At 71.5% G+C, this 15719-nt stretch carries 21 protein-coding genes; 9 read left to right on the top strand and 12 right to left on the bottom strand.

Going from position 1 to position 15719, the window contains the following annotated elements:
- Nucleotides 1-7: 7 nt before the first annotated feature.
- Nucleotides 8-670: a helix-turn-helix domain-containing protein gene (locus AC0VYL_RS13545; protein WP_475483374.1), complete on the top strand. Its 663-nt coding sequence runs from the start codon at nt 8-10 to the stop codon at nt 668-670.
- Between the two features lie 32 nt (nt 671-702).
- On the opposite strand, the gene AC0VYL_RS13550 is transcribed toward AC0VYL_RS13545, so the two are convergent.
- Nucleotides 703-1074, bottom strand: a complete 372-nt coding sequence (locus tag AC0VYL_RS13550; RefSeq protein ID WP_475452910.1) for a winged helix-turn-helix transcriptional regulator — start codon at nt 1072-1074, stop codon at nt 703-705.
- 81 nt (nt 1075-1155) lie between these two features.
- Between AC0VYL_RS13550 and AC0VYL_RS13555 the strand changes: the two genes are divergently transcribed.
- On the top strand, nt 1156-1566 hold the full coding sequence (locus tag AC0VYL_RS13555) for a RidA family protein (RefSeq protein WP_475452912.1): 411 nt from the start codon (nt 1156-1158) through the stop codon (nt 1564-1566).
- 64 nt (nt 1567-1630) lie between these two features.
- Here the strand turns inward: AC0VYL_RS13555 and AC0VYL_RS13560 are convergent, their stop codons facing one another.
- Together AC0VYL_RS13560 and AC0VYL_RS13565 are read right to left on the bottom strand one after the other, a co-directional pair.
- Entirely contained in the window at nt 1631-1885 is a 255-nt protein-coding gene (locus tag AC0VYL_RS13560; protein ID WP_475452914.1) for a hypothetical protein, read from the bottom strand.
- 16 nt (nt 1886-1901) lie between these two features.
- Nucleotides 1902-2888 (bottom strand): hypothetical protein, encoded by a 987-nt coding sequence (locus AC0VYL_RS13565; protein WP_475483375.1) that lies wholly within the window; start codon nt 2886-2888, stop codon nt 1902-1904.
- Nucleotides 2889-3162: 274 nt separating this feature from the next.
- Here AC0VYL_RS13565 and AC0VYL_RS13570 point away from each other — a divergent pair, with 274 nt between their 5' ends.
- Complete coding sequence (locus AC0VYL_RS13570; RefSeq protein ID WP_475483376.1) at nt 3163-3702, top strand: NUDIX hydrolase; 540 nt, start codon at nt 3163-3165, stop codon at nt 3700-3702.
- Here the strand turns inward: AC0VYL_RS13570 and AC0VYL_RS13575 are convergent.
- The 5 genes from AC0VYL_RS13575 to AC0VYL_RS13595 all read right to left on the bottom strand — a co-directional run bounded on the left by AC0VYL_RS13575 (nt 3699) and on the right by AC0VYL_RS13595 (nt 6752).
- Nucleotides 3699-4370, bottom strand: a complete 672-nt coding sequence (locus tag AC0VYL_RS13575) for an SRPBCC domain-containing protein (RefSeq protein ID WP_475483377.1) — start codon at nt 4368-4370, stop codon at nt 3699-3701. The genes AC0VYL_RS13570 and AC0VYL_RS13575 overlap by 4 nt on opposite strands.
- A 207-nt stretch (nt 4371-4577) precedes the next feature.
- Nucleotides 4578-5177, bottom strand: coding sequence for a class I SAM-dependent methyltransferase (locus AC0VYL_RS13580; protein WP_475483378.1), 600 nt, complete (start codon nt 5175-5177; stop codon nt 4578-4580).
- 108 nt (nt 5178-5285) lie between these two features.
- Nucleotides 5286-5945 carry a class I SAM-dependent methyltransferase gene (locus tag AC0VYL_RS13585; RefSeq protein ID WP_475483379.1) on the bottom strand — a complete coding sequence of 220 codons (660 nt, stop codon included), beginning with the start codon at nt 5943-5945 and terminating at the stop codon, nt 5286-5288.
- A 22-nt stretch (nt 5946-5967) separates the two neighbouring features.
- The gene (gene crcB, locus AC0VYL_RS13590) at nt 5968-6330 is read right to left on the bottom strand and encodes a fluoride efflux transporter CrcB (protein WP_475452926.1); all 363 of its coding nucleotides are present in this window, start codon (nt 6328-6330) and stop codon (nt 5968-5970) included.
- The gene (locus AC0VYL_RS13595) at nt 6327-6752 is read right to left on the bottom strand and encodes a fluoride efflux transporter FluC (RefSeq protein WP_475452928.1); all 426 of its coding nucleotides are present in this window, start codon (nt 6750-6752) and stop codon (nt 6327-6329) included. Before AC0VYL_RS13595 ends, crcB begins: the two co-directional genes overlap by 4 nt.
- Nucleotides 6753-7059: 307 nt before the next feature.
- Between AC0VYL_RS13595 and AC0VYL_RS13600 the strand changes: the two genes are divergently transcribed.
- Nucleotides 7060-7593 carry a sugar O-acetyltransferase gene (locus AC0VYL_RS13600; protein ID WP_475463059.1) on the top strand — a complete coding sequence of 178 codons (534 nt, stop codon included), beginning with the start codon at nt 7060-7062 and terminating at the stop codon, nt 7591-7593.
- Between the two features lie 29 nt (nt 7594-7622).
- Complete coding sequence (locus AC0VYL_RS13605) at nt 7623-7964, top strand: MmcQ/YjbR family DNA-binding protein (protein ID WP_475483380.1); 342 nt, start codon at nt 7623-7625, stop codon at nt 7962-7964.
- Nucleotides 7965-8250: 286 nt separating this feature from the next.
- Here the strand turns inward: AC0VYL_RS13605 and AC0VYL_RS13610 are convergent, their stop codons facing one another.
- On the bottom strand, nt 8251-10137 hold the full coding sequence (locus AC0VYL_RS13610; RefSeq protein WP_475483381.1) for an ABC transporter ATP-binding protein: 1887 nt from the start codon (nt 10135-10137) through the stop codon (nt 8251-8253).
- A gap of 157 nt (nt 10138-10294) precedes the next feature.
- On the opposite strand from AC0VYL_RS13610, the gene AC0VYL_RS13615 reads away from it, so the two are divergent.
- Nucleotides 10295-11164: an alpha/beta fold hydrolase gene (locus AC0VYL_RS13615; RefSeq protein ID WP_475483382.1), complete on the top strand. Its 870-nt coding sequence runs from the start codon at nt 10295-10297 to the stop codon at nt 11162-11164.
- On the opposite strand, the gene AC0VYL_RS13620 is transcribed toward AC0VYL_RS13615, so the two are convergent.
- Entirely contained in the window at nt 11091-11999 is a 909-nt protein-coding gene (locus tag AC0VYL_RS13620) for an EamA family transporter (protein WP_475483383.1), read from the bottom strand. The genes AC0VYL_RS13615 and AC0VYL_RS13620 overlap by 74 nt on opposite strands.
- Before the next feature lie 68 nt (nt 12000-12067).
- Between AC0VYL_RS13620 and AC0VYL_RS13625 the strand changes: the two genes are divergently transcribed.
- Nucleotides 12068-12925: a LysR family transcriptional regulator gene (locus tag AC0VYL_RS13625; protein ID WP_475452938.1), complete on the top strand. Its 858-nt coding sequence runs from the start codon at nt 12068-12070 to the stop codon at nt 12923-12925.
- 111 nt (nt 12926-13036) lie between these two features.
- Here AC0VYL_RS13625 and AC0VYL_RS13630 read toward each other — a convergent pair whose 3' ends face one another.
- A complete protein-coding gene (locus AC0VYL_RS13630) occupies nt 13037-13717 on the bottom strand; it encodes a GAP family protein (protein ID WP_475483384.1) in 681 nt (226 codons plus the stop codon).
- A gap of 69 nt (nt 13718-13786) precedes the next feature.
- On the opposite strand from AC0VYL_RS13630, the gene AC0VYL_RS13635 reads away from it, so the two are divergent.
- Together AC0VYL_RS13635 and AC0VYL_RS13640 are read left to right on the top strand one after the other, a co-directional pair.
- Nucleotides 13787-14404: a TetR/AcrR family transcriptional regulator gene (locus AC0VYL_RS13635; RefSeq protein WP_475452940.1), complete on the top strand. Its 618-nt coding sequence runs from the start codon at nt 13787-13789 to the stop codon at nt 14402-14404.
- Nucleotides 14405-14541: 137 nt separating this feature from the next.
- Nucleotides 14542-15105, top strand: a complete 564-nt coding sequence (locus AC0VYL_RS13640) for a GNAT family N-acetyltransferase (protein ID WP_475463061.1) — start codon at nt 14542-14544, stop codon at nt 15103-15105.
- A 4-nt stretch (nt 15106-15109) separates the two neighbouring features.
- Here AC0VYL_RS13640 and AC0VYL_RS13645 read toward each other — a convergent pair whose 3' ends face one another.
- Entirely contained in the window at nt 15110-15517 is a 408-nt protein-coding gene (locus AC0VYL_RS13645; protein WP_475452943.1) for a MarR family winged helix-turn-helix transcriptional regulator, read from the bottom strand.
- Nucleotides 15518-15719: the final 202 nt, after the last annotated feature.

A 15719-nucleotide genomic window follows, 5' to 3' on the forward strand; every position in this document is an offset into this window, starting at 1 on the left:
ACACGCCATGGCTGACTTCACCGAGAACCCCGCGCCCCCACGGTTCGACGAGCGCAGGATCGGTGAGCGCATCCGCGAACTGCGCACCGCGCGCGGCCTGTCCCTGCGTGAGCTGTCCGGACGGTTGGAGATCAGCGCGAGCGCGCTCTCCCAGATCGAACGGGGCAAGATGCGCCCCTCGGTCACCCGGCTCTACCAGATCATGGGTGAGCTGAACGTGCCCATGGCCGCAGTGTTCGGCCCCGAGGAGAGCACTCCGGCCGCGCCCGACGCCTACACGACCCCCATGGGGGAGGCGCCCGGTCCGCGCTGGGAACCCGGCGACACCGCCATGGGCCGCGTCGCGGTGACCCGGCGGGACGAGGCGGCCACCCTGGAACTCGGCCACGGGGTGCGCTACCGCCGCCTGACCCCGGGCCCGGTCCCGGGGATGAACTACTTCGAGTCCGTGTACCCGCCCGGCTCCTACTCCAGCCAGAACGCCGAGTACGTGCGCCACCGGGGCCACGAGATCGGCAACGTCGTCAGCGGGGCGCTCACCGTGGACGTCGGGTTCGACACCTACGAACTCCGACCGGGCGACTCGATCACGTACCCCTCCACCACTCCGCACCGCATCTCGAACCAGGGCGACAGCGACGCCGTCGCCATCTGGCTCAACCTGGACTGACCCCGGGCGGCGCGTCGTTCCGCCCGCGGTTCTCAGGGCAGTGCGTCGAACCTCGCCCGGGCGCGCTCGACGTCGGGCATGGTCTCGGTGGTCCAGCGCAGGAGCGCGTCGACGAGGTCCTGGAGGGTCCTGCCCAGGGTGGAGATGCGGTACTCCACGGCCAGCGGCCGCGTGCTCACGATGACTCGGTCGACCATCCCGTTGCGCTCCAGGCGGCGCAGGGTCGCGGTGAGGGACTTCTGGGTGACGACGGGGATCGCGCGGCGCAGCCCGTTGAAGCGCAGGGGTTGTTCGCACAGGCAGTCCAGCACCTGGAGGGACCACTTGTCGAGTGTCTGGTCGAGGAGCTCGCGGTGTTCGGCGGTGATCTGGGGGGCGGGCTGGCCGGTGGCGGTTTCGTGCATGATACCTGGTCTCGTTGAGGTTCCCTTTGGCCACCTAGTAGACATGGGATACCTGCAGAACGCCAACCGGAGGTACCTTCCATGTCCGTGCAGCTGCTCTCTCCCGAAGGCCTGTTCCAGCCTGTTCCGTACCACCACGTCTCGATCGGCACCGGCAGCCGCCAGGTGCACGTGGCCGGTCAGATCGCCCGCGACGGCGACGCGAACCGTCTGGCCACCGGGGACCTCACCGGCCAGGTCGAGATCGTCCTGCGCCACACCGCTCGCGCCCTGGCCGGTGCGGGGGCGACGTTCTCCGACGTCGTGCGCCTGCGGTTCTTCGCCGTCGACTGGAAGCCGGAGAAGGCCGACGCCTTCATGAAGGGCATCGAGAACGTCACCGAGGAGCTGGACCTTCCGACCCCGCTTCCGCCCACGTCGCTGATCGGAGTGGACTACCTCTGGGAGCCCGACGTCCTCGTCGAGCTGGAGGCCTTCGCCGTCCTGGACTGACCCCGCCAGACCCCGGTCAGTGGCCCCCGCTCCACGGAGCGGGGGCACCCCGACGGGATTCCGGTCAGTCCTCCTCGGGTGCCTCGTCGACAGGCCGAACCCTGCTGGCGAGCCGGTAGTCGACGCGAACGTCCTCGTAGACCGTCCCGGTCTCGACGGGCCTGGGAACGCCCGATCGCTCGCTGCCTGCGACACCCTCCGACCGGGGGCTTCCCCGGTGTCGGGATTCGACCTCCGGCACCTCGCGGAACGTCAGTTCTCTCGCGGTGACGGACGCTCCGATCTCCACGTCGTACTCGGGTTCCTTCCGGGTGCCCATGGTGATCACCCCCGATTCACCGGTCGCCCTCGCCACCGGAACGCCGCACCGTGTCTCCCGCCCACTTCGCGGCACTGCTCAACACGTTCGCGGCGGTCCTCGCGGCTTCCCCCGCGCTCTTCGCGGCGGCCTCCGCCCTCTTCGCGGCGGCCTCCACGGACCTCACCGCGTCGTCGGGGAGCGAGTCGGCGTCCTCAGCCGGGGCGTCCGTGTCGTCAGCCCCTGGAGCATCGTCGGGCGCCTCGTCATCGATGTCCGGGTCGGGTTCGTCCGTCGCCCCCGTGTCCGACGTGTCGTCCTGTGCGGTGTCCCCGGTCCCGGGGAGGGCGTCCTCGACCGTGCTCGCAGCGCCTGAGCCGACGTCCCGCGCGGTGTCTCCCGCGACCTGGCCCACGTCCCCCACCGCACTTTGGGCGCCCGATCCGACGTCCTCCACCGCACTTTGGGCGCCTGACCCGACGTCCTCGACCGCACTTCCAGCACCTGACCCGACGTCCCTGACGGCGCCGCCGGCACCCTCGCCCAGGGCTCCGACGGCCCGACCCGTGCCGCTGCCCACCTCTTCGAGGCTGGACTCCACACCACGGGCCACGTGTTCCAGGACCTCCGGGTTCGTGTCGACGGTGTGCAGGACCCGCGCGATGATCTCCCGAACGTTGTCGAGCCTGACCTTGAGCAGGGCCTCGGCCTCGACGCCCTTGATGTTCAGGTGGACGCGGCCGAGTCCGACGTCCGCTCCCACCTTCAACTTGAGCAGGTCCAGGACCTCGGCCTGGAGTGAAACGGAGGCGACCAGGTTGTCGACCTCGAGGTCGATCTCGTCGACCTTCAGGTTCGGGACTTCGAGGAGGACGTCCGTGTCGCTGCTCGCTGCCGGGCCGCCGTCGGATTCGCGGCGGGGCTCAGGAACCGCCTCCGCACCCACACCCTCCGGTTCGAGGTCCTGCGAGGTCCTCCCGTTGTCCTCCTGTGTGATTCCTCCGGTCTTCGGAGTGTCTTCCACCTTTCCCACAACCTTCCACGCGGCTGGGCACACCCAGCGGTCCCAACGCCCTCCGGGGGTGTCTTCGTACGGTCGGCCTCGGTCACGGACTCCGGTGTGGAGTGTTCCGTCGGTCGCCGTTGCGGGAGTCGATGAGAGCGTGTGCGCCCCATGTACCCGACGCCAGCGTCGGGAAACTGTTCCTCCTGCTCAGAGCTGGTTTCAGCCGAATGGGAGGGTTGTTGGACACCGGGGTTCCCCAGCCGTGCCCGGGCGCCGCGCGATACTGGCCCGCATGACGACTCAACCTTCCGGTCCCGTGCCGTTCTCCCGCATCAAGATCCGTGTGGGGGCACTGGTGTTCTGCGGAGACGAGGTGGCACTCATCCGGCGCGACCGTCCCGGGTCGGTCCACTACACACCGCCCGGCGGGAACGTCGAGCCGGGCGAGGACCTGGACGTCGCGCTCCGGCGCGAACTGGCCGAGGAACTGGACCTGCGCCCGCACCAGGCCACCGCGCCGCAGCTGCTGTGGGTGGTGGACCAGCGCGTCAGCCGCCCGGGAACCACGCCGCCACCGCGCAAGCTCCACCTGATCCACCGCCTGCACGTCACGCCCGAGGTACGCGACGTGCTGGCGGTGGAGGAGTACGACGAGCAGCCCGGTGGCGGGCACGAGATCGGATTCGTGGAGTGGGTCGACTACCGGAGCACCGCTGACCTGCCGATCTTCCCGCTGATCGGCCCGGCCCTCGCGGCCTTGCCGCACCCGCGCGCGGTCGTCGCCGACGCCGCCCTGCCAGCGGTCACCGACGACGACTACGTGTGGGTCTAGCCCTCCAGGACCTTCTTGAGGTCGGCCAGCCAGGAGCGCCAGTCGGCCTTCCACTCGGCGGCGCGTTCGGCGGTGGCGATGCGGGTGTGCTCGATCCCCACCGAGGACTTGCCGTCGCCCTTGGACTGGAAGGTGACGGCGATGCGGGTGTCCTCGGGAAGGTCCGCGGTGAAGCGCCTGCCCGGCTTCGAGGTGCGCTCGGCCGCCTCGACCGGGAGCCAGCGGGTGCGCAGGTCCGGGTCGCTGAAGGCCTCGAACAGCTGCTCGACCGGGACGTTCACGGTCTTGCTGGCGCTGGAGGCGAACCCGTCCTTCTTCTGGCCGGGCACGCGCAGTCCGCGCTCCTGCTCGTAGGCGACGGTGACGGTCTGCGCCCACCAACCGGGCACGTCCTGCTCCCCGACCAGCCACGCGGCGATCTCGGTGTGGGTCCGGGAGGTGGCGCCCCAGACGTCCAGCAGTGCGAACCAGGCGTCGTAGTCGCGGCCGGTCGCGTCGGCGACCTTGGCACCGGAGACGCGGTCACGGATGGTGGCGGCTCCCGTCCCCTGGACGGGGCCCGAGGGCGCGGGGTCGGAGATCAGGTGGGACCGGGCGGCGGTGTAGCTCTCGCCGGTCTTCTCCATGCGGGCGCGCACGTTCTGCTTGAAGGACTTCTGGCTGGTCATGACGGCTCCTCGGCGGCACACGGCGGAGCCCACGCCCCCGTCGCCCGCCGGAAGGGCTGTGTTCGTCAGACCGGCGTCCCGAGGACTCCAGGGTCCCCTTTGCCCCCGCGGTGCCGACGGCGTGGGCGCCGGGGCCGGAGGTTGGGCGCGGGACCGCGCCTCCCTCCACGTTACCCCGGCTGACGCTCCGTCACCACCCTTTCCAGATCACGCCCGGTGGGCCCGCAGGACGGTGTCGTGGGTGTGGTGCGATCCCGTGGGAGCGGGGACCACCCGGGCGCGGGTCTCGTTGACGGTCACGGTCCAGTCGGCTCCGAGGAGCTCGGCCACCTCGGCGGGCTGGTAGTAGTCGGCGGGAGCGTGACCGTCGTCCAACCGCTCGGGCAGCGGGGTGATGTCGTGGCCGACGAAGAGGAGGGTGCCTCCCGGTGCGACGGAGGCGAGCAGGGCGCGCAGTGCGGTGTGCTCGGGCTCGCGCGGGAGCGGGAAGTAGTGCACGGTCACCAGGTCGAAGGCGTCGGCCGGGGGCGGCGCGGAGGTCAGGTCGCCCTGTTTCCACGAGACCCGGCCCCGGACGTCCGCGCTCGCGGCCGCCGCGCGGTCGAGGGCCACGCGCGAGATGTCGACCCCGGTGACCATCCACCCCCTGCGGGCCAGCCAGAGGACGTCCCCGCCCTCACCGCAGCCCACGTCGAGCGCCTGGCCGGGTGGGAGGCCGGCCAGTTCGGTGACGAGGACACCGTTGGGGTCGCCGCTGAAGAGCTGTTCCCGGCTGCCGTACCTGTCGTCCCAGAACCGCGCGTCCATGTTCGTGCTCCTTGGTGGTGGGGTTCGGAGGGCCCCGCTGGCCTCCTCCGCCACCAAGGTGCCCCAGCGCGAGACGTGCGGCAAGCTTTCTTGCGGGAACGGCAAACTTCAGGACGGGTGGTCGTACACGAGGGTGTGGCGCCAGAAGAGGCGTCCGCGCACGCGGGCCCCGGGCAGTTCCCGGGCGGCCACCGCGCGGATCCGGTCCAGGGTCCACTCCGGTTCGCTGGTGGGGGCGCTCATGTGCGGGGGCGGTCCGGCGGCGACGCGCGGGTGTCTGACCAGTCCCACCAACGGGTTCAGTGCGGCGGAGACCAGTCCGACGAGGAGGTCGGCCCAGCCCTCGTCACGGTGGCAGCCCACGACCACGAGACGACCGCCCGGGGCCAGACAGGCACGCAGCTCCCGCAGGGTCGCCTCCAACGGCAGGTGGTGCAGGACCGCCACCAGGGTGACCGCGTCCCAGAGCCGGTCAGGGTCGCGCTCAGCGAAACCCGCCCGGATGACGGTGACGCCGGGAACGTCCGCGAAGCGCTCCCCGGCGCGTGCCGCGGTGGCCGGATCGGGCTCCAGCCCCACGACCTCGTCCACACGCCGGTTCAGGCGGGCCAGGAGGTTGCCGGTGCCGCACCCCACGTCCAGGACGTCGCGCGCCCCGCTGGCCGCGACGCGACGCACCACCCAGGGGCCCAGGCGGTCGTTGTGGCTCCACGGATGCCGCTGGTTGAGGCGGTCCAGCCAGCTGGTCACCGGCGTCAGGGAAGGCATACCGACACAGTAGTGACGTGCCTCAGCCCAGCAACGCCCCGGCCATGGTCAGTCCGAGCCAGGCGGAGCCCACACCCAGGCTCAGGTGCGCCAGCACGTTCACCAGGGCGCGGCCGCGCGAACCGGTCCGGGAGAGCTGGACCGTCTCGTAGGCGAACGTGGAGTAGGTGGTCAGTGCCCCACACAGCCCCACTCCCAGCAGAGACATCACCTCCGGGGGCAGGGGAAGCGCCAGCAGCGCCCCCAGGAGCAGGCTGCCGACCGCGTTCACCACCAGGGTCCCCCATGGGAAGCCCTCACCGAACCGGCGCTTGAGTTCCAGGTCCACGAGGAAGCGTGCGGGGGCTCCCACGGCCGCGCCCAGGACGACCATCAGCGCGCTCACGGGTTGCGCCCTCCTCCGTGCGTGAGGAACCGGTGGGCCAGCGACGAGGCCGCCCAGGCCGCGGTGAGCGCACCGGCCAGGGTGAGGAGGAGATAGACCAGCGCGACCTGTGGGGCGCCCCGCTCGACGGCGGTGACCACGTCGGTGGCGTAGGCGGAAAAGGTGGTGTAGCCGCCGAGGAACCCCACCCCCCAGAAGGGGCGGACGAGACGGTTCCCGGGCCAGCGGTGCACGACCAGCTCCATGAGCAGGCCGATCAGCAGGCTGCCGGTGACGTTGACAGCCAGGATCGTCCAGGAGACACCGGAGGCCGCGGGCGGCCAGAGCACGTCCAGCGCGTGGCGACTCAGCGCCCCCAGGGCCCCACCGGCGGAGACGGTGGCCACCAGGGGCAGCAGGGACCCCCGTTCGGAAGTGGACATGGGGCCATTCTCCACCCGCCCGCCCCCGTGTGAGGGCCATCGGAGCTCCGTGGGGCCTCAGGGGGCACTCAGGGCCGTCCCCATGGATTCCTGGCCCGTGGTGCGCGGGAGGCGGTGGCCCTCGCGAAGTTCGCCGGGATGGCGGTGCTCGCGGTGCCGCTGAGCTGGGTCGTGGCCGCCGCCGTCCGGGCCCTGCCGGGGGCCGGCCATCCTCTGAAGTGCCGTGTGATCCCCGGACCCCCGGGGTTAGGGTCGGACCAGGACTCCCGAAGGAAGGACCACCCCCGTGGGCACTCAGAAGGAACGCATGCTGGCCGGTGAGCTCTACCTCGCCGACGACCCCGAGATCGACGCGGACGTGGCCCGGGCCCGGCTGCGCTCCGAGGCGTTCAACAACAGCGCGGCAGAGGACGCCGAGGGGCGGTTCAAGGCCCTCACCGACCTCGTCGGTGAACTCGGTGAGGGCAGCGAGGTCCGTCCGCCGCTGCGCGTGGACCTCGGGTACCGGATCACCATCGGGCCGCGTTCCTTCGTCAACTTCGACGCGGTCATGCTCGACGTCGCCCCCATCACGATCGGCGCGGACGTCCTGATCGGACCCGGTGTCCAGCTGCTCACCCCCACGCACCCCCTCGACCCGGAGCTGCGCCGCGCCAAGTGGGAGGCGGCCGAGCCCATCACCATCGGGGACAACGTGTGGCTGGGCGGCGGGGTCATCGTCTGCCCTGGTGTGACCATCGGTGAGAACACCGTGGTGGGCGCGGGCGCGGTGGTCACCAAGGACCTGCCCGCGAACGTGGTGGCGGTCGGGAACCCGGCCAGGGTCATCAAGGAGATCTGAGTCCCCGGAACGGTGGGGGAGGAGCGCGTGTGAGCGACGAGGGCGACGTCCGGCGGATCGCGCTGGAACTGCCCGGGGTGAGCGAGCGCCCCTGTTACGGCCGCCCCGCCTTCTACGCCTCGGGGAGGATCTTCGCCCGCCTGCACGACACACCGGGCGTCCTGGTGCTGTGGCGGGCCAGTGCGGAGCAGGGCCGGGAGCTGAGGGAGAGCGATCCGGAACGGTTCTTCACGACCGACCACTACCGGGGGCACGCCAGTGTGCTGGTGCGCCTGGACCTGGTCGGCGCCGAGGAGCTGGCCGAGCTCCTGGACGAGGCCTGGCGGGTGCGCGCCCCGCGCCGCCCGTCAGGTCCGGACGCGCGGGGCTGAAAGCGGACTGCGGGACCGGAACGCACCGTGCGTTCCGCCCCCTCGTCGCTCCACGACCGGGCTCAGCCCTCCGGTGAACCCGTGGGCCTGCCCGGCACCCTGCGGTGTCACAGCGGCGACCGGGCCGTCTTCGACGAGTTCGCTCGGCTTCTTCGAGGGCCGTCCATGGTGCGGGCGCGGGTCCGGTGCGATGACACGTGTGACGCCCGGGATCCTCACTCGCGATCCCGGGCGTCACCGTGGCCGTCCCCCGGTGTGGCGCCACCGGGGGACGGGGTTCGTGGGCCTACCCGGCCGCCGCCGGTTCGGGGTCGCCGTGGGAGAACTGGGTCCGGTACAGCTCGGCGTAGCGGCCGCCCCGGGCGAGCAGCTCGGTGTGGGTGCCGCGTTCCACGATCCGGCCGGCCTCGACCACCAGGATGGCGTCGGCCGCGCGGATCGTGGAGAGCCGGTGCGCGATGACCAGCGCGGTCCGTCCCTCCAGGGCCTCGGCCAGCGCGGCCTGGACCGCCGCCTCGGAGGTGGAGTCCAGCGCGGAGGTGGCCTCGTCGAGGATGACCACCTCGGGCCCGGTCAGGAGGAGGCGGGCGATGGTGAGCCGCTGGCGCTCCCCTCCGGAGAAGCGGTAGCCGCGTTCGCCCACCACCGTGTCCAGCCCGTCTGGGAGACCGGCGACGAGGGTGTCCAGGCGGGCGCGGCGCAGGGCGTCCCAGACCTGTTCGTCGGTGGCGTCGGGGGCGCCCAGGGTGAGGTTGGCGCGAATGGACTCGTGGAACAGGTGACCGTCCTGGGTGACCATGCCCAGGGTGGCGCGCACGGACGCGAAGGTCAGGTCGCGGACGTCGGTCCCGGCCAGGCGGACGGTGCCCTCGTCCACGTCGTACAGGCGCGGGGTGAGCTGGGCGATGGTGGACTTGCCCGCTCCGGAGGAGCCGACCAGCGCCACCGTCTGGCCGGGTTCGACGCGGAAGGACACCCCGTGCAGGACCGGACCGTTGTCGGTGGGGTCCAGGGTGGCGACCTCCTCCAGTGAGGCGAGGGAGACCCGGTCGGCGGTGGGGTAGCCGAAGGTGACGTCGTCGAACTCCAGGGAGACCGGCCCGGCGGGGACCGGGCGCGCATCCGGCCTCTCGTCCACCAGCGGCTTCAGGTCCAGGACCTCGAACACCCTGCTGAAGCTGACCAGGGCGCTCATGACCTCCACGCGGGCGCTGGCCAGCGCGGTCAGCGGAGCGTACAGGCGGGTCAGCAGCATGCCCATCGCCACGACCGTTCCGGCGTCGAGCTGGCCGCGCAGCGCGTAGAAGCCGCCGAGGCCGTAGACCAGGGCGAGGGCGAGCGCGGAGACCAGGGTCAGGGCGGTGAAGAAGACCTCCTGGACCATGGCGGTGCGCACCCCGATGTCGCGGACCCGGCGGGCGCGGCGGGCGAATTCGGCGGACTCGTCGTCGGGGCGTCCGAAGAGCTTGACCAGGGTGGCGCCGGGCGCCGAGAAGCGCTCGGTCATCTGGGTGCTCATGGCCGAGTTGTGGATGGTGCGTTCGCGTTCGATCCTGGCCAGTCGGGCGCCCATACGGCGGGCGGGCAGCACGAAGACGGGCAGGAGCAGCAGCGAGAGCAGGGTGATCTGCCAGGACAGGGTCGCCATGACGACCAGCGCCAGCACGAGGGTGACGACGTTGCTGATCACCCCGGACAGGACGTCGCTGAAGGCGCGCTGGGCACCGATGACGTCGTTGTTGAGGCGGCTGACCAGGGCTCCGGTGCGTGTACGGGTGAAGAAGGCGACCGGCATGCGCTGGACGTGGTCGTAGACGGTGGTGCGCAGGTCCAGGATGAGCCCCTCACCGACCCGGGAGGAGAGCCAGCGCACGACCAGGGACAGGGCGGCCTCGGCCGTCGCGACCAGGGCGATGAGCCCGGCCAGGAGGAGGACCGGCCCGAGTGCGGATCCGGCCACGATCTCGTTGACGACCTCACCGGCCAGCAGCGGCGCGGCCACCGCCAGCGCGGCGATGAGCACGCTGAGACCGAGGAACCAGGCCAGGGGGCGTGCGTGGGGTCGGGCGAAGGAGGCGATCCTGTGTAGGACCGGGCGGGAGAAGGGGCGCTGATCCTCGTGGGCGTGCATCGCGTGGTAGATCGAGTTCCACGCGGCCATTTCCATACTCATGGGGTCCACCGGTCCGTGTCGTTGGCTACCCCTGAACCGTAGAACCTGAACAATACTTGAGGTCAAACCAGAGATAGATGTTCTCTTTTCTTCCTTTCAATGCTCATCTATAGGGAAGGTTAGGATACTTTGAGGAAGAAAAGAGAGGACGTGTGTCATGAGTACGATCTACCGAACCGAGGACGACGGGCGGTGGCTCCGGCAGCGGTACCTCCGGGCCCTCGACGACGCCCCGGTCCCGGCCCGGCGACTGACCGTCCCGACCCGCGAGGGGGAGACCTTCGTACTCGCCTGCGGCCCCGAGGAGGCCCCGCCGCTGGTCCTGCTGCACGGCTCGGGGGCCAACGGCAGCCACTGGTTCGCGGACCTGCCCGCGTGGTCGGAGCACTTCCGGGTGTACTCGGTGGACCTGGTCGGTGAGCCCGGACTGAGCGCACCCTCCCGCCCCGACCTGTCCACCGAGGCCAGCGCGCTGTGGCTGGACGACGTGTTCGCCGCGCTCGACCTGAGCGACACCGCCATGGCCGGAATGTCCCTGGGAGGATGGACGGCGCTCGACTACGCCATCCGCCGCCCCGGCCGCGTCACCCGCCTCGCTCTGGGCTGCCCGGGCGGACTGGGCGCCCAACGCCGGTGGAGCATCCTGGGGGCGGGTCTGCTCATGTTGTTCGGATCGGGTGCCCGGGAGCGCTCGGTCCGCTACCTGGTCGGGCTCGGCCGTTCCGGGGACGAGGCGGTGCTGGACGAGATCATCGGGGTCTTCACCCGGTTCCGCCCGCGCACCGAGACCCTGCCGGTCTTCCCGGACGAGGCGCTGCGCGCGCTGGCCCTCCCGCTCCAGGTGACCGTGGGCGACCGGGATCGGATGTTCGACTCCGAGGAGACCGCCCGACGCGTGCGAACGTGTGTTCCGCACGCCCGGGTGCGGATGCTGCCGGGGGTGGGCCACGCCCTCACGAGCCAGACCGGGCCCGCCCTGGAGTTCCTTCGAGGCGGGGCCGACCCCGGCCGACCGTCCCGGCGCTGACCGCGTTGGCGGCCAAGATCGCGAGGATCGCCGCACCCTCCACCCGGCCCAGGGCCTGGCCCAGCACCAGCCAGCCCGCGAGGGCGGCCATCACCGGGTGCACGCTCATGAACAGGCCGAAGAAGCGGGCCGGGACCCGGCGCAACGCGTACAGGTCGCCCAGGAACGGGACCATCGAGGAGAGCACCCCCGCCACCGCCGCACAGAGGACGGCGGCCGGTGTGGGCGGGTGCAGGAGGAGCACGGTGATCCCCACGGGCACGAACACGAGCGCGGAGATCCCGGCGGCGGTCGCCGACCCCTCGATCCCGGGGAGCCGCCGCCCCACCGTCCGGTTGAGCAGGATGTAGGCCGCCCAACAGGCCGCCGCGACCAGGGCCAGGGCGATCCCCGCGTAGTCGGTGGAGGGCTGCGGTCGCATGAGGACCGCGACCGCCCCGCCCGCCACCAGTGCGCAGGCCAGGTCGGTCCAGCGGCGTGCGGCGGCGAGGGCCACCGCCAGCGGGCCGAGGAACTCCAGGGTGACCGCCAGCCCCAGCCCGATGCGGTCGACGGCCAGGTACAGGGTCAGGTTCATGGACCCGAACACCAGCGCCATCGCCATTACCGGCCACCACTGGTGCCAGGTGAAGGAGCGCAGCCTGGGGCGTCCCACGAGCATCAGCACGGTGCCCGCCACCCACTGTCGGATCGCGACCACCCCGACCGGCCCGATCACCGGGAAGGCGAGGGCGGCGGTGGCCGCGCCGACCTGGTTGGAGGCGCCGCCGACCAGCATCACGGCCATGCCCCGCCAGCGCTCGGCGCCCGTCCGGGTGTCGGTGGAAGTCGTCATACCGTGAGCATCCACCGACCGTTCACATACGCAAAATGCATACGAGGGATCATCTATACGCTGGAGTCATGGATCTCGAACTCCGTCACCTGCGCTGCCTGGTCGCGATCGTGGACACCGGCAGCTTCAGCGACGCCGCCCTGGACATGGGTGTCTCACAGGCGGCGGCGTCCCGGACCCTGGCCGCCCTGGAGGGCATCCTCGGCGTGCGCCTGCTCCACCGCACCAGCCGCAACGTCACGCCCACCACGGCGGGGGTCCAGGTGCTGGCCCGCGCCCGCCACCTGCTGGCCGAGGCGGACAACCTGGTGAGCGAGGCCACCACCGGCCACACCCGCCTGCGGGTGGGGCACGCGTGGTCGGCGGTGGGCCGCCACACGGCCGAGTTCCAGCGCCGTTGGGCCGACCTGTACCCGGGCGTGGACCTGCACCTGATCCGCACCAACACCCCCACCGGCGGACTGGCCGAGGGGCTGTGCGACCTGGCGGTGGTCAGGGCGGCCTTCGACGGCAAGCGTTTCGACAGCGCCGTGGTGGGGCACGAACGGCGGCACTGCGCGATGGCCTCCGACGACCCCTGGGCCCGGCGGCGCTCGCTGCGCCTGGACGAGCTGACGGACCGGGTCCTGTTGTTCGACCGGCGCACCGGGACCACCACCGCGGACCTGTGGCCGGAGGGCGCGCGCCCGGAGATGGAACCCACCCGCGACATCGACGACTGGCTGGCCGAGATCGCCACCGGCCGAGCGGTCGGCATCACCCCGGAGAGCACCGCCACGCAGTACCGGCGCGACGGGATCGTCTTCCGCCCCCTGCGGGACGCGCCGCTGATCCCGGTACGGCTGGTCTGGCGGCGGCACGACCCGCACCCGGCCACGCACGCGGCGGTGGCGCTGCTCTCGGAGCTCTATCGCCAGGGGCGCTGACCGCCCGCCCGTCCCCGGTGGGCCACGCCGGGGACGGGGCGCGGTACCCGGACCTGGGGAAGTCGCGCCGGGGAGCTCCACACGGTCGCGGGACAGGAGGCCGCCGACGGCTCAGGGGTTCAGGGAGTCGATGATCCCCACCTGTTGGAGACCGTTCACGAGGAGGATCAGCCCCGCGATGCCGATGATCCAGGACAGGGTCTCCCGCGAGCCCGCGTCGATCTTCTCGCGCCAGCGGTCCAGCCTGGGGCGCAGGCCTTCGCCGAACAGACGGTGGCCCAGGTAGAGCAGGACCGGCGGCAGGACCATCACGAGGTTGTAGGCGGCGAGCACGGGGACCCAGGTGGGTGCGGTGAGTCCCGCGGCGCCCATGATGCCGATGGCGGCGAGGTAGGGCAGGGCGGTCCCGGCCTCCAGCAGGCCGGTCGCCAGACCGAGGCCGATCATGCTGACGGTGCGGAACGAGGCCGGGCGGCGAGGGGCGCGTCTCCTGGTCGGCATCACCCAGGAGTAGGCGAACAGGCCCCCGCCCAGGACCAGCAGGGTCCAGCCGAAGACGGGGCTGTCCGCCAGGTGGGACAGGCTGCTGAGGGCTGCCCCCAGCCCCAGCATGAGCGCGCACCCGAGGGCGAAGTAGAACAGTGCCACCGTGCCGAGGTAGGCGAAGAGGGGGCGGGCCACGGAGGTCGCGCCGCTGAGCAGTACGAACAGGGTGACGCCGAGGGTCGTGGGGCTCAGGGTGTCCAGGAGTGCCAGTCCGGCGACCGGCAGGAGTACGTCCAGGGGAGGCATGCGACTCTCCATGTCTGTTTTAACTCGACTGTGCTAAATAAAATAACACACCTGTGCTAGAAAGGGGGAGTGCCCAAGATCGTTGATCACGAAGTACGCCGTCGGGAGCTGGCCGAGGCCCTGTGGAGGGTGATCGCCCACTCCGGCCCCCAGGCCGTGTCCATCCGTACCGTCGCCGCCGAGGCGGGGCTCTCCGCCGGGGCGCTGCGCCACTACTTCCAGACCCGCGAGGAACTCCTGGTCTTCGCCATGGACCTGTCCGAGGACCGCGTGGTCGCGCGGATGCGGGAGCAGTCGCTCACCATGGACCCCGAGGAGTCCATGGTCGAGCGCGCCGCCGGGTTCGCCGAACACATGCTCCCCCTGGACTCCGTTCGCAGCGCCGAGTTCCGGGTCTGGGAGGCCGCCGGACACCTCGGGGAACTCGACCCCCGCCTGGAGGAGCGCTGGGCCCGCCAGCGCGGCCTCTACCGCCAGCTGGTCGGGGGGCTCGGCGGGCTGCCTCCTTTGGAGGACCCCGAACACGAGCACCCCGACCCCTGGCTGGAGACCTGGGCCGCGTTCCTGCACACCTTCGTCGACGGGCTGGCGCTCCAGATGATGGTCAACCCGGCGCAGGTCCCCGCCGAGGCGGGCCGGGCACGGCTGCGCTCCTTCCTGTCGCACGTGGAGGCCAGCCGGAGGTAGTCCTGCCGCCTCCTCCCCGGGCGGCGCGTACCCCGCCCGAACCAGGGGGTGGCCGGGCCACTCCCCGGGCTTGGACATACTGGGTGCGCGGTTCGGGGTGATTCCGAAGGATTTCGAGGGGGAAGAGCGTGACCACCATGCGCGGCGACGAGGGTGTGCCGGACGAACGGACCAAGATCGAGTTCAGGCGCGCGGAGGTCGAGGACGTCCCCGCGCTGGTCGATCTGGTCAACTCCTGCTACCGGGGCGACAGCTCACGACGCGGCTGGACCACCGAGGCCGACTTCCTCGACGGTCAGCGGGTGGACGCCGACACCCTGGCGGAACTGTTCGGCCGCACCAACACCCTGGTGCTCGTGGGTGAGTCCGAGGGCGAGATCGTCACCTGCTGCGAACTCCAGCGGACCGTCAACGGCGCGTACTTCGGGATGTTCTCGGTGCGCCCCGACCTCCAGGGCGCGGGCCTCGGGCGGGTCGTGCTGGCCGAGGCCGAGCGCACGGCGGCGCGCGAGTGGGGGTGCCGCCTCATCCGGATGAAGGTCCTCAAACAGCGCCCCGAGCTGATCGCCTGGTACGAGCGGCGCGGATACACCAACACCGGCAAGACCGAGCCCTTCCCCTACGGCGACGCGGCCTTCGGGCTGCCCCGGCAGGACGACCTGGCCTTCGTCGAACTCACCAGGGAACTGGACTTCGACTGACCGGTCAGGACGGTTCGAGGTTGGCCGACATCCGCTCCAGGACGTTGACCGTGTCACGGTACTCCTGGTCGCTGACGCCCTCACACAGGCGTTCCCGGGTGCGTGTGACGCGCTGGAGGAGCTCTCCGTGGGCCCGCTGGCCCTCCGTGGTCAGCTCCAGGGACACCAGGCCGCTCACCCAACCGCGCTCGCGCAGGGCCTCCACCACCGGGGCGACACTGGGTTCGTCCTCCTCCAGGAAGGGCGCCAGACGCTGGTCCAGCTGGAGGACGGTGCCGGGGTCGTCGTGCAGGGAGTTGAGCACCTGCCACTCGCGTCGACCGAGGGAGTCCTCGGCCAGGGCGCGGTCGAAGTCGTGCTCGATGAGTCGGTCCAGGTGCTTGAGCCAGAATCCGATGGGCAGGTCGGACATGGTGCCTCCGGAAGGCCGATGGTCCCGATGGACCGACGCTATATCGGCCGTCGCCGCCGTCGCCAGTGCTCCGCCGGTGCGTGTCCCGCGAGTTGTCGGAGCCGGCCCGTAGGCTGCGCGCATGTCCGACTCTCCCTCCAGCCCGCGGTTCGTCCGCGGTGACGCGACCAGCCCGCAGGCCGCCGGGCCCAAGGTGATCGCC

Source organism: Nocardiopsis sp. iso_238 (assembly GCF_056173325.1).